Here is a 12,056-nt window from a genome sequence, read left to right as displayed (position 1 = left end):
GCCGCCGCCGCGACCGGGCCCGCGCGTTCGCCGCCCGGCTCGCCGCCGCCCACCCGATCGGCGCGGCCTGGCCCGGCTGGCTGCGCGACGAGACCGTCGTCTGCCGCTGCGAGGAGACCACCTACGGCTCCCTGCGCCGCGCGGCCGGCGAGAAGGCGGGCGGGTCCGCCCGCGCGGTCAAGCTCGGCACCCGCGCCGGGCTCGGACCGTGCCAGGCCCGCATCTGCGGCCCCACGGTCGCCGACCTGCTCTCCGGCACGGTGCCCGGGGCGAACCCCCATCACCGTCCCCTCGCCCAGCCCATCCGGCTCGGCGAACTCGCAAGCCCTCCCATCGAGAACACCGACAACACCGATAACCCCAGGAACCCCGACCAGAAAGAGAGCGCCCGATGAGCGACACCAAGCTCCTCAGCCTCGGCGGCGTCATCGTTGCGACGGCGCTGCCCTACTACGAGGACGCCACCGCTCCCGCCGGGCTCGCCGTCGACTACGACAAGTACGCCGAGCACTGCCGCTGGCTCGTCGACAACGGCTGCCGCGGCGTCGGACCGAACGGCTCCCTCGGCGAGTACTCCTCGCTGACCGACGAGGAGCGCCGCCGCGTCGCCCGCACCGCCGTCGAGGCGGTCGGCCAGGACGGCGTCGTCGTGGTCGGCGTGCACGGCCCCGGCTCCCACCAGGCCAGGCACTGGACCGAGCTGGCAGCCGAGGACGGCGCGCACGGCGTGCTGTGCCTCCCCCCGACGATGTACCGGGCCAACCGCGGCGAGGTCATCGCCCACTACGAGGCCGTCGCGTCCGTCGGGCTGCCCGTCATGGTCTACAACAACCCGATCGACACCAAGGTCGACCTCACCCCCGACCTGCTCGCCGAGATCGCGCGGATCGAGAACATCGTCGCGGTCAAGGAGTTCTCCGGCGACGTCCGCCGCGTCCTGGAGATCAAGGAGAAGGCCCCCGGCCTGGAGGTCGTCGCCGGCGCCGACGACGTCACCCTGGAGGCGCTGCTGATGGGCGCCACCGGCTGGTTCGCCGGCTTCCCGAACGTGTTCCCGGCCGAGTCCGCGCTGCTGTACGAGCTCGCCACCACCGGGAAGCTGGAGGAGGCCCGCGCCCTGTACGAGCCGCTCGTCGCCGCGTTCCGGTGGGACTCGCGCACCGAGTTCGTCCAGGCGATCAAGCTCGGCATGGAGCAGGTCGGCCGGTACGGCGGCCCCTGCCGCCCGCCGCGCGGCCCGCTCACCGACGAGCACCGCGCCGGCGTCACCGCCGACATGGCCCGCGCCATCGAGGCCCTCGCCCAGCGGCAGGCCGCCTGATGCGCTCGGCCCGGTCGATCACCGCGGTCGACTCGCACACCGAGGGCATGCCGACCCGCGTCGTCACCGGCGGCGTCGCGCCTATCCCGGGCGCGACGATGGCCGAGCGCCGCCGGTACGCCGTCGAGCACCTCGACGGGCTGCGCCGGTTCCTCATGGACGAGCCGCGCGGCCACCCCGCGATGAGCGGCGCGCTGCTCCAGCCGCCGACCCGGCCGGACGCCGACTGGGGCGTGGTGTACATCGAGGTCAGCGGGTTCCTGCCGATGTGCGGGCACGGCACCATCGGGGTCGCGACCGTGCTGGTCGAGACCGGGATGGTCGAGGTGACCGAGCCGGAGACGATCGTTCGGCTGGACACCCCGGCCGGGCTCGTCGAGGCCCGCGTCGCCGTCCGCGACGGCGTCGCCGAGACCGTCACGCTCCGCAACGTCCCGGCGTTCGCGCTGCGCCGGGACGCCGCCGTCGACGTGCCGGGCCTCGGCGAGGTCCGCTACGACATGGCGTACGGCGGCAACTTCTACGCCATCACCGAGCTGGAGCGGCTCGGGCTGCCGTTCGACCGGGCCCGCAAGGACGACATCCTCAAGGCCGGGCTCGCGATCATGGAGGCGATCAACGAGACCGACCGCCCGGTGCACCCCGGCGACCCGCTGATCGGCGGCTGCAAGCACGTGCAGTTCCTCGCGCCCGGCTCGGACGCGAAGCGCTCCCGGAACGCCATGGCGATCCACCCCGGCTGGTTCGACCGGTCGCCGTGCGGCACCGGCACGTCCGCGCGGATGGCGCAGCTGCACGCGCGCGGCGAGCTGCCGCTGCACACCGAGTTCGTGAACGAGTCGTTCATCGGCACCCGGTTCACCGGCCGGCTCGTCGGCACCGCCGAGGCCGGCGGGCTGCCCGCGGTGATCCCCGAGTTCACCGGCCGCGCCTGGATCACCGGCAACGCCACCTACCTGCTCGACCCCGCCGATCCCTTCCCCGAGGGCTTCGTCCTCTAGCCCGATCGGCCTTTCCCGTTCCGGGGCCGCGGCCCCCGTCCGGGCTCCGCACGGCGGCCGGCCGAACCGCGCCGGCCGCCGCACCACCCACCCCTGGTAACCCCTGACCCATCCGGGAGGGACCGTCATGTCCCAAGCCATGCCGAAAACGCCGCCCTCGGCCGATCCGGCCGCACGCGGGCTGTTCACCCGAGCGGGAATCTTCCGCCTGAAGCCGGTCGACTCGTCGGAGGAGGAGACCGCCGGCGGCCTGCGCCGCACCATGGGCCTGTGGCAGCTCGTCGCGCTCAGCCTCGGCGGCCTCGTCGGCGCCGGCGTGTTCTCGCTCGCCGGCGTCGTCGCGCACGACGACGCCGGCCCCGGCGTGATGATCTCGTTCCTCATCGCGATCATCGCCAGCAGCGCCGCCGCGCTCTGCTACGCCGAGTTCGCCGGGCTCATCCCGAAGGCCGGCTCCGCCTACACCTACTCCTACGCCGCGCTCGGCGAGGCGATCGGCTGGGCGATCGGCTGGGACCTGCTGCTGGAGTACACCGCGATCGTCGCGGTCGTCGCCATCGCCATCTCCGGCTACCTGTCGTACATCCTCGACCAGGTCGGCCTCGACATCCCGCACTGGGCGCTCGGCGCGCCCGGCACCGGCTCCGGCCACAAGGTCGACCTGTTCGCCGCGCTGCTGTGCCTGCTGCTGGCGTTCGTGCTGTCGCGCGGGACGAAGGAGTCGGCGCGGTTCGAGACGATCCTCGTCGTCGTGAAGCTCGGCATCGTCGCCCTGGTCGTGATCGCGGGAGCGTTCCACATCTCCGGCGGCAACTTCAGCCCGTTCCTGCCCTTCGGCATCGGCGGCGCGATCTCCGGCGCCGCCACCACGTTCTTCGCCGTCTACGGCTACGACGCGATGAGCGCCGCGGCCGAGGAGAGCGCCGAGGCCAAGAAGGTGCTGCCGAAGGCGATCGTCATCTCGCTCGCCATCGCGGCCGTCATCTACCTGCTCGTCTGCATCGTGCTGCTGGGCATGCAGGACTACCGGCACATCGACGTCAAGAGCCCGTTCTCCAGCGCGCTCGCCTCCGTCGGCCTCGCCGGCCTCGGCACGGTCGTCGCGGTGGGCGCCGTCATCGGCATCACCACCTCCGCGCTGGCGAACATGCTCGCCGTCACCCGCGTCTGGTTCTCGATGAGCCGGGACGGGCTGCTGCCCGCCTACTTCGCCAGGAACCACCCGAGGCGGCAGGTCCCCGACCGCGTCATCTGGCTCGTCGGGATCGGCTCGGCGGTCATCGCCGGGTTCCTGCCGATCAAGGAGGCCGCCGACCTCACCAACATCGGCATCCTGATGGCGTTCATCGTGGTCGCCGTCGCGGTCGTGGTGATGCGCCGGACCCGACCGGACCTGCCGCGCTCGTTCCGCACCCCCTGGGTGCCGCTGGTGCCGCTGGTCGGCATCGGCTTCTCGATCTGGCTGATCGCCAACCTCGACTGGGTCACCTGGGTCCGGTTCGTGGTCTGGATGCTGCTCGGCCTGATCGTCTACGCGTTCTACGGGTACCGGAACTCGGTGGAGAATCGGGGTTCGGGGACCGTCCGCACCACCCCGCACGCCGGGGACGAAGGGAGCACCTCATGACACCGGACCAGGCCGTCGCCGCCGCCGTGTCCGCCGCGGCCGGATGGGCCGCGGCCCCTCCCCAGGAGCGCGCCGAGGGCCTGACCGCGATCGCGGACGCCCTGGAGGCCGCCCGCGCCGAACTGGTCGCCCTCGCCGACGAGGAGAGCCACCTGGGCGAGACCCGGCTGAACGGCGAGCTCACCCGCACCACGTTCCAGTTGAGGCTGTTCGCCGACCAGGTGCGGGAGGGCGCGTTCTACGACGCCCGCATCGACCGCCCCGACCCGCAGTGGCCGAGCGGGCCCCGGCCCGACCTGCGCCGCTACCGGACGGCGCTCGGCCCGGTGCTGGTGTTCGCCGCGAGCAACTTCCCGTTCGCGTTCAGCGTCGCGGGCGGCGACACCGCCTCCGCGCTCGCCGCCGGCTGCCCCGTCGTGCTCAAGGCGCACCCCGGCCACCCCCGGCTGTCCCGCCGCACCGCCGAGATCATCGCCGGCGCCGGGCTGCCGGACGGCGTGTTCGGCCTGATCGAGGGCGAGGCGGAGGGCGTCGAGGCGCTGCGGCACCCCGGCATCGCCGCCGCCGCGTTCACCGGCTCGGAGAAGGGCGGCCTCGCCCTCGCGAAGATCGCGGCGGAGCGGCCGACCCCGATCCCGTTCTTCGGCGAGCTCGGCAGCGTCAACCCGACCGTGGTGACCCCGCGCGCCGCCGAGACGCGCCCCGACGAGATCGCGCAGGGCTACGCCGCGTCCCTCACCCTGGGCGCCGGGCAGTTCTGCACCAACCCGGGCCTGCTGTTCGCGCCCGAGGCGCTGGTGGACGAGATCGCCGAGCGGCTGCGCGGCGTCGCCGCCGCGCCGATGCTGAACGACCGCATCGAGGCCGGCTTCCTGTCGGTCTCCGACGCGCTCGGCGCCCGCCCCGGCGTCCGCCGGGTCGTGTGGCCGGAGGACGGGGCGTCCACCGCCCCGCGCCTGCTGACCATGGACCTCGCGGCGTTCCGCGCCGACGCCGACGCCGCCGGGCAGGAGTGCTTCGGCCCGCTCGGCCTCGTCGTCACCTACGACGACCTCGCCGACGTCGCCGACGCCGTCGCCGCGCTGCCCGGCCAGCTCACCACGTCGCTGCACGCCGAGCAGGACGAGACCGGCGACCTCGCCGCGCTCACCGGCGTGCTCGCGGACCGCAGCGGGCGCGTGCTGTGGAACCAGTGGCCGACCGGCGTCGCCGTCAGCTACGCGATGGAGCACGGCGGGCCGTACCCGGCCACGACCGCGCCCGCCACCACGTCGGTCGGCACGGCCGCGATCGAGCGGTTCCTGCGGCCCGTCGCCTTCCAGGGCTGGCCGCAGGAGCTGCTGCCGCCGCCGCTGCGCGACGACAACCCGTGGAAGGTCCCGCAGACCGTCCACTGAGCGGAGCCGCCGGAGCGCCGGTCCCGGGCCGGGGCCGGCACTCCGTCAGCGGGAGCCGAGGGCGCGCAGCAGCTCGCCGGCCGCGTCGTCGAGCGCGGCGATGAGCCGGCGCCCGGCGAGGATGCTGTGGCACAGCGCGGCCCGCTCGGCGTCCTCCGCCGGCAGGTCGGCGTCCAGCGCCCGCATGAACCGTTCGAGGACCTCCGCCGGGCGCACCGGCGGCGCGAGGGCGGGGTCGCCCGCGAGGATCGCCCGCTGCAGCTCCCGCAGGCCCGGGCCGGGATCCAGCCCGGCCTCCTCGGCGAGGACCCGCCGCGCGTCGCCGAAGGCGCGCAGCGCGTCCGCCTGCCGTCCCGACCGGTACAGCGCCGTCATCAGCCGCTCCCACAGCTCCTCGCGCAGCGGGTGCCGCGCCGTCAGCGCGCACAGCTCCGGCACGAGCGCCGCGTGCCGGCCGAGCCGCAGCTCCGCGTCGATCCGGTCGCGCAGCGCCGCGAGCCTGGCCTCGGCGAGGCGCCGCGCCTCGGCCCGCACCAGCGGGACGTCCGGCACGCCCGCGTAGGCGTCCTCGCCGCGCCAGGCGGCCGCCGCGTCGCGCAACAGCCGCGCCGCGCGGGCGTCGTCGCCCCGCCGGGCCGCCGCGCCGCCCTCCCGGACGAGCCGTTCGAAGGCGTGCGCGTCCAGCTCGCCGGGCCGCACCCGCAGCAGGTAGCCCGGTCCCGTCCGCACGATCCGGTCCGGGTCGCCGAGCGCGCGGCGCAGCCGGTGCACGTACGACTGGACGTTCTTCGTGGCCGACTTCGGCGGCTCCTCGCCCCACAGGGCGTCCACCAGCGTCTCCAGCGCGACGGGCCGGTTCGGGCCGCACATCAGCGCCGCCAGCAGCCCGCGCGTCTTCGGGGTGCCGAGCCGCATGGGCCCGGCCGCGCCGCGCACCCGCAGCGACCCGAGCACCTCGAAGCGGACGGCGGACCGCGCCGCGCCCTCCCGGGCGCCGCCCGGCCGCCCCGTCGCGGTGATCCCGGCGCCGCTCGCTCTCGCAAGGACTCTCGTACCCGACATGAGCCGCCTTCCAGGACGGGGTGAGCCTCGTTCCGGACGGTAATGAACGGCGATTTCGTCTCGCTTACACCGCGCCCTGACACGCCCGTACGGGCGTAATCGCCCGGTCGCGCGGCGCCCGCGCGGCCGCGGGGAATCGCGCCGCCCGGGCCGGTGTTGCCGTAGCGGTAAGGACCCTGAGAGGAGAACGGTGATGGCTACGAAGGCCCTGACGCGCGAGACGTTCGACGAGACCGTCGGCGGCGACGGCATGGTGCTGGTCGACTTCTGGGCGTCCTGGTGCGGGCCGTGCCGCCAGTTCGCCCCCGTGTACGAGCGGGTGTCGGAGAAGCACCCGGACGTCGTCTTCGCCAAGGTCGACACCGAGGCCGAGCAGGACCTCGCGGCGGCCTTCCAGATCAGCTCGATCCCGACGCTGATGGTCGTCCGGGACCGGGTGGTGCTGTACTCCCAGCCGGGCGCGCTGCCGGAGGAGGCCCTGGAGGACCTCATCTCGCAGGCCCGCGCCCTCGACATGGACGAGGTGCGGCGCGAGGCGGAGGCCCACAAGAGCGCCTGACCCGCCCTGACCGGCCCTGACCCGCCCCGCCCTGACCTGCTCTGACCCGCCCCGGCCCGCGCACCGCGCGGGCCGGGCCCTTGGCCGCCATCGGACGCTTCGCGCCCGCGGCAGCCATCGGCGTGCCGCGTTGTGCACCATGTGAGGCAGGCGGCCGCGGGAGGCGACATGGTCAGGCGCGACGCGCCGCTCGGCCCCCTGGAGGCGGGCGACCCCGCCGCCACGGGGCCGTACGTGCTCCTCGGCAGGCTCGGGTCGGGCTCCATGGGCCGCGTCTACCTGGGCCGCTCCGCGGCGGGACGGCTCGTCGCGGTCAAGACGATCCGGGCCGAGCTGGCTCGCGAGACCGACTTCCGCGCCCGCTTCGCGCACGAGGCCGCGGCGGCCCGGCGGGTCAGCGGGATCTACACCGCCTCGGTCGTGAACGCCGACCCCGACGCCGCGGTGCCCTGGCTCGCGACGGCGTACGTCCCGGCGCCCTCGCTGGAGCTGCTGGTCGCGGAGGCGGGGCCGCTGCCCGTCGCGGCGGTGCGGTGGCTGGCGGGCGGATGCGCGGAGGCGCTCGAGTCGATCCACGCGGCGGGCCTCGTCCACCGCGATCTCAAGCCGTCCAACGTGCTGGTGTGCGCGGACGGGCCGCGGGTGATCGACTTCGGCCTGGCGCACGCGCGGGAGCGGGCCCGGATGACGCTCAGCCGCGTCGCGGTCGGCACCCCCGCGTTCATGGCGCCCGAGCAGGCGCAGGGGTCGCGGGTCGTGACGGCCGCGAGCGACGTCTACGCGCTGGGCGCGACCCTGCTGTACGCGGCGACCGGGCACGGCCCCTACCGGGGCGAGGGCGTGCTGGAGCTGATGGCGCAGCTCGCCACCCTGCCGCCGGACCTGTCCGGGCTCGCCGTGGAGCTGGAGACGCTGGTGCGCGGCTGCCTGGCCCGCGACCCCGGACGGCGGCCGTCGCCCGGGGACGTGCTGGCGTCGGTGGCGGAGTACCTGCGCCACGGCCGCGACGAGCCCGGCCTGTCCGGCACGGCGCTGGGCCTGGTCAGGGACTACGCGGCGGGACCGCGGCTCCCGGTCGCCGAACCGGGGCGGGAGGATCCGCGGCCCGAGGAGCCCGTGGCGGTGCGGGAGCGCCCGCCGGTGGTGATCGGAGGCGCGCGGGACGGCCGGTCGTCGGCCTCGGCGGCGCGGACGTTCTTCCGCGAGCCCCGCAACACGATCGCCTCGGTGGCCGCGGTCGTGCTGATCGGCGTCGGCGCGCTGCTGGCCCGGACCTTCTGGTCGGGCGGCGACTCCGCCGGGACGTCCCCGGACGCGGGACGGCCGCCCGCCGGGAGGGCGGCGGAACCGCCGGCCCCGCTGGGCGGTGCCGGCGACCGCCCCACCGGGGACCCGCGGATCGTCGTCAACCAGCCGCAGGGCGACGGCGCGACGGTCTTCGTCGTGCACGGGACGGGCTGGCGCCCGGGGGAGCGCATCCAGGTGAGCCTCGACGGCTACGGCGAGCGCCCCGGACCGGTCGTCGACCACATGGGCACCTTCAACTACGCGGTGAACCAGGCCCACGAGTTCGTGGCGGGCCCGCTGCCCCTCGGCACGCACACCTTCTCCGCCGGCGCCGGGGGCGCTCCCGCCCGCACGACGTTCCGGGTCGTCCCCTAGGTCAGGACCGGGCCTCGGTCCATTCGGGGCTGTCGAGGAAGTGGTTGTCGAACCGCTCCTGCGACTCCAGCAGCTCGTCCAGCGTCGCCTCGCCCTTCCCGAGCCGGCCGAGCAGCCGGAAGTAGTCGAACCGCTCGACGCCCGGCGTGATGACGATCAGCAGGTCCGCGGTGCTGCCGGGCTTGGCGGCGAACGCGTGCGCCATCCTCGGCGGCACCACGACGAGGTCGCCCTCGCCGGCCTCCAGCACCTGCTCCCCGGCGAGGATCTGCGCGGTGCCGCCCAGCATGTAGAACAGCTCCGTGGACCCGGCGTGGTAGTGCGGGGTCGCCCCGTTCCCGCCGGCCGCCAGCGTCACCCGCTGGGTGCTGAGCGCGCCGCCGGTGCTGCTGGAGTCGGCGAGCAGCCGCACCGCCGCGGGCACGTCCCCGATCGTCTCGGCCTCGTCCCCCCGGACCACGACCGCGCCCTGCTCGATCCGCGTCACAGCGCCACCTCCGCGGCCAGCCTAGCCCTTGGCGATCAAGGCCGCCGACGATCCGGCGCCGCCGGCGATCAGGCCGCCCACACGGTCTTGACGTTGCAGAACGCGTGCATGCCCTGGGCGGACAGCTCGCGCCCGTACCCGGACCGCTTCACGCCGCCGAAGGGCAGCTCCGGGTAGGACGTGGTCATCCCGTTGACGAAGACCTGGCCCGCGTCCAGCTCGCGGACGAACAGCTCCCGCTCGCCCTCGTCCCGCGTCCAGGCGTTGGACCCGAGGCCGAACCCGGTGGCGTTCGCCAGCTCGACGGCCTCCTCCGCGCCGTCGACCCGGAACAGCGACGCCACCGGCCCGAAGACCTCCTCGTGGAACATCCGCATGTCCCGCGTCACGCCGCCGATCACCGTCGGCGGGTAGTACCAGCCGGGACGGTCCGGGCGCTCGCCCCCGCACAGCACGGTCGCGCCCTTGCCCACCGCGTCGGCGACCAGCTCCTCGACGTCGGCGCGGCCCTGGTCGCTGACCAGCGGGCCGACGTCGGTGTCCTCGTCCATGGGGTCGCCGACCTTCAGCGCCCGCATGTTCGCCACGAACAGCCGCTCGAACTCGTCGGCGCAGCCGCGGTCGACGATGAACCGCTTGGCGGAGATGCAGCTCTGCCCGTTGTTCAGGCAGCGGGACGTGGCCGCCGCCTCCGCGGCCGCCGCGAGGTCGGCCGACGGCATCACGACGAACGGGTCGCTGCCGCCGAGCTCCAGCACCGTCGGCTTGATCTCGTCCCCGGCGATCGCGGCGACCGACCGCCCCGCCGGTTCGCTGCCCGTCAGCGTGGCCGCCTTGACCCGCGGGTCGCGCAGCACCCGCTCGACCTTCGCCGACCCGATCAGCAGGGTCTGGAACGCGCCCTCGGGGAACCCCGCGCGGCGGAACAGGTCCTCCAGGAACAGCGCCGTCTGCGGGACGTTCGAGGAGTGCTTCAGCAGGCCCACGTTGCCCGCCATCAGCCCCGGCGCGGCGAAGCGGATCACCTGCCAGAGCGGGAAGTTCCACGGCATCACCGCCAGCACGGGCCCGAGCGGCTGGTAGCGGACGTAGGCGTCCCGGGCCCCGACCGCCTCGGGGTCGGCGGGCCGGTCGGCGAGGAACTCCGCGGCGTGCGCGGCGTAGTAACGGCACGCCTTCGCGCACTTGCGCGCCTCGGCGATCGCGGCCTTGAGCGTCTTGCCCATCTCGGTGGTGAGCATCGCGCCGATCTGCTCGGCCTCGTCGTCCAGGATGCGGCCGGCGGCGTCCATCCACTCCGCGCGGCGCCCGAGGCCGGTCGTGCGGTACGCGGCGAACGTCTCGGCGGCCCGCCCGATGCGCCGGTCGATCTCCTCGTCGGTCAGCTCGTCGAAGGTCTTCTCCACGTCCCCGGTCGCGGGATTGGTGGTGGCGATCGTCGTCATGTCCGGATGCTCCCTGGGTGTCCGCCTGTTCATCGGGGACGTGCCCGTGCGCCCTCCCAGGAAACACGGCGGCGGGCGGCCGCGGCGGGCGGGATCCCCGGCGGGGCGGGGGCTCCGGGCCGGTTCGCCGCTCCCCGAGCCTGACCTGGTCAAACGTGACATGGCTCACGCACTTCCCTTGACCGGAACGTTCCATCGAAGCGGTGGCGTTTAACCCCCTTTGACAGTGCCTTTGAAGGGGAGAGGACCTTGGCGATCCCGGTGATGCTGCGCTCGATGCGCCATCACAACTACCGGCTCTGGGCCACCGCGGACTTCGTCTCGATCACCGGGACGTGGATGCAGGTCCTGGCGATGAACTGGCTCATCCTGTCCATCACCCACTCGGCCACCAGCGTCGGGCTGGGCCTGGTCCTGCAGGCCCTGCCGACCATGCTGCTCGGCCCGTGGGGCGGCGTGATCGCCGACCGGCTCCCCGCCCGGTACGTCGTGGCGGCCGGGCAGATCGCCCAGGCGGCGCTGTCCACGGTGCTCGCGGTGATCGCCGCCGGCGACCCGTCCGGCACCGGCGGCCTGTACGCGATCTCGCTGGCGTCGGGCATGGTCACCGCGATGACCTCGCCCGCCCTCGGCCGGTTCGGCGCCGAGGTCGTCGGCCCGGAGGACCTGTCCAACGGCCTGGCGCTCGGCTCGGTGCTGAGCTCCGGCGGCCGGATCCTCGGCATGAGCCTCGCCGGCGTGATCATCCCGCTGGCGGGCGTGCCCGGCGCGTTCGCGGCCAACGCGGTGAGCTTCCTCGGCGTGCTGGTCGCCATCGGGCTGATGCGCACCAGGGAGCTGCACGTGCTGCCGCCCGCCGAGCCGGGCGAGCGCGGCATCGTCGCCGGGTTCCGGTACGTCCTCGGCAACCCCCGCCTGCTGATCATGTTCGGGCTGGCCTTCGCGCTCGGCAGCCTCGGCCGCAACTACCAGGTGACGATGGCGGCGATGAGCCAGGGGCCGCTGCACGGCGGCGCCGGCGGCTACGGCGCCCTGTCGGTGCTCTTCGCCGTCGGTACCGTCCTCGGCGGCGTGTACGCCGCGTCCCGCACCCGGCTCCCGCTCAGGCTGCTGCTGATCACGGCGACGATCTGCTCCGCGGGCCAGCTGCTCAGCGGTTTCGCGCCGAACCTGGCGCTGTTCGGCGCCGCGATGCTGCCGATCGCGGCCGGCGCCGTCGTCCTGGACACCACCGTCGCCACCCGCGTCCAGCTGGACAGCCCCGGCCACCTGCGCGGCCGCGTCATCGCCGCGCAGGGCATGGTCGGCGCCGCGTCCGGCGCGGTGGGCGGCCCCGCGCTCGGCGCGCTCTGCGACACCCTCGGCCCCCGCGCCGCGCTCATGCTGGCCGGCGTCGTCTGCCTGGTCGTCGCGTCCGCCGCCGCCTACGGCTTCGCCCGCGTGCGCCGCACCCGCGCGGCCGTGGCGACCACGCCGGCCCCGGCGGCCGCACCGG

General features: G+C 74.8%; 11 protein-coding genes. 8 read left to right on the top strand and 3 right to left on the bottom strand.

Translation table 11 applies throughout. The annotated features are described in order from the left end of the window. From amrb99_RS48515 to amrb99_RS48495, 5 genes are all read left to right on the top strand, one after another. A partial coding sequence (locus tag amrb99_RS48515) for a (2Fe-2S)-binding protein (protein WP_190868881.1) occupies positions 1 to 395 on the top strand: 395 nt, incomplete at its 5' end. After that, positions 392 to 1,321, top strand: coding sequence for a dihydrodipicolinate synthase family protein (locus amrb99_RS48510; protein WP_190868880.1), 930 nt, complete (start codon positions 392 to 394; stop codon positions 1,319 to 1,321). The genes amrb99_RS48515 and amrb99_RS48510, both read left to right, overlap by 4 nt. Then, positions 1,321 to 2,322 carry a proline racemase family protein gene (locus tag amrb99_RS48505; protein WP_190868879.1) on the top strand — a complete coding sequence of 334 codons (1,002 nt, stop codon included), beginning with the start codon at positions 1,321 to 1,323 and terminating at the stop codon, positions 2,320 to 2,322. Before amrb99_RS48510 ends, amrb99_RS48505 begins: the two co-directional genes overlap by 1 nt. Before the next feature lie 127 nt (positions 2,323 to 2,449). Further along, positions 2,450 to 3,949, top strand: coding sequence for an amino acid permease (locus amrb99_RS48500; protein ID WP_241756650.1), 1,500 nt, complete (start codon positions 2,450 to 2,452; stop codon positions 3,947 to 3,949). Then, positions 3,946 to 5,346 carry an aldehyde dehydrogenase (NADP(+)) gene (locus amrb99_RS48495; protein ID WP_190868878.1) on the top strand — a complete coding sequence of 467 codons (1,401 nt, stop codon included), beginning with the start codon at positions 3,946 to 3,948 and terminating at the stop codon, positions 5,344 to 5,346. The genes amrb99_RS48500 and amrb99_RS48495 overlap by 4 nt, the downstream gene beginning before the upstream one ends. 45 nt (positions 5,347 to 5,391) lie before the next feature. Here amrb99_RS48495 and amrb99_RS48490 read toward each other — a convergent pair whose 3' ends face one another. Continuing rightward, on the bottom strand, positions 5,392 to 6,408 hold the full coding sequence (locus amrb99_RS48490) for an AfsR/SARP family transcriptional regulator (RefSeq protein ID WP_190868877.1): 1,017 nt from the start codon (positions 6,406 to 6,408) through the stop codon (positions 5,392 to 5,394). Positions 6,409 to 6,601: 193 nt separating this feature from the next. Here amrb99_RS48490 and trxA point away from each other — a divergent pair, with 193 nt between their 5' ends. Then, positions 6,602 to 6,967 (top strand): thioredoxin, encoded by a 366-nt coding sequence (gene trxA, locus amrb99_RS48485; protein WP_190868876.1) that lies wholly within the window; start codon positions 6,602 to 6,604, stop codon positions 6,965 to 6,967. Positions 6,968 to 7,135: 168 nt separating this feature from the next. After that, complete coding sequence (locus amrb99_RS48480) at positions 7,136 to 8,629, top strand: serine/threonine-protein kinase (RefSeq protein WP_190868875.1); 1,494 nt, start codon at positions 7,136 to 7,138, stop codon at positions 8,627 to 8,629. Between the two features lies 1 nt (position 8,630). Here the strand turns inward: amrb99_RS48480 and amrb99_RS48475 are convergent, their stop codons facing one another. Next, complete coding sequence (locus amrb99_RS48475; RefSeq protein WP_190868874.1) at positions 8,631 to 9,116, bottom strand: cupin domain-containing protein; 486 nt, start codon at positions 9,114 to 9,116, stop codon at positions 8,631 to 8,633. A 68-nt stretch (positions 9,117 to 9,184) separates the two neighbouring features. Beyond that, positions 9,185 to 10,561 (bottom strand): NADP-dependent succinic semialdehyde dehydrogenase, encoded by a 1,377-nt coding sequence (locus tag amrb99_RS48470; RefSeq protein ID WP_190868873.1) that lies wholly within the window; start codon positions 10,559 to 10,561, stop codon positions 9,185 to 9,187. A 249-nt stretch (positions 10,562 to 10,810) separates the two neighbouring features. Here amrb99_RS48470 and amrb99_RS48465 point away from each other — a divergent pair. Further along, a partial coding sequence (locus amrb99_RS48465) for an MFS transporter (RefSeq protein WP_206700404.1) occupies positions 10,811 to 12,056 on the top strand: 1,246 nt, incomplete at its 3' end.

The organism is Actinomadura sp. RB99 (assembly GCF_014706005.1).
GTDB lineage: Bacteria > Actinomycetota > Actinomycetes > Streptosporangiales > Streptosporangiaceae > Spirillospora.
Note: the sequence above shows the minus strand (reverse complement) of the source record. Positions and strands in the feature narration are given on the sequence as shown.